Here is a 432-nt window from a genome sequence, read left to right as displayed (position 1 = left end):
GGGAGGCAGCAGTGGGGAATATTGGGCAATGGAGGCAACTCTGACCCAGCAACGCCGCGTGAATGATGAAGGTCTTCGGATTGTAAAGTTCTTTTCTAAGGGAAGAAGAAAGTGACGGTACCTTAGGAATAAGCCTCGGCTAACTACGTGCCAGCAGCCGCGGTAATACGTAGGTGGCAAGCGTTATCCGGAATGACTGGGCGTAAAGGGTGCGTAGGTGGTTCAGCAAGTTAGTAGCGTAACTCCGGGGCTCAACCTCGGCACTACTACTAAAACTGTTGGACTTGAGTGCAGGAGGGGCAACTGGAATTCCTAGTGTAGCGGTGGAATGCGTAGATATTAGGAAGAACACCAGTAGCGAAGGCGAGTTGCTGGACTGTAACTGACACTGAGGCACGAAAGCGTGGGGAGCAAACAGGATTAGATACCGAG

1 rRNA gene is annotated in these 432 nt (G+C 51.9%); it reads left to right on the top strand.

The features are described 5' to 3' along the window. A 16S ribosomal RNA gene (locus EJJ37_RS19925) occupies positions 1-432 on the top strand; the annotation flags it as partial.

The sequence above is a fragment of the Clostridium cuniculi genome (assembly GCF_004353185.1).
Lineage (GTDB): Bacteria > Bacillota > Clostridia > Clostridiales > Clostridiaceae > Clostridium > Clostridium cuniculi.
Note: the sequence above shows the minus strand (reverse complement) of the source record. Positions and strands in the feature narration are given on the sequence as shown.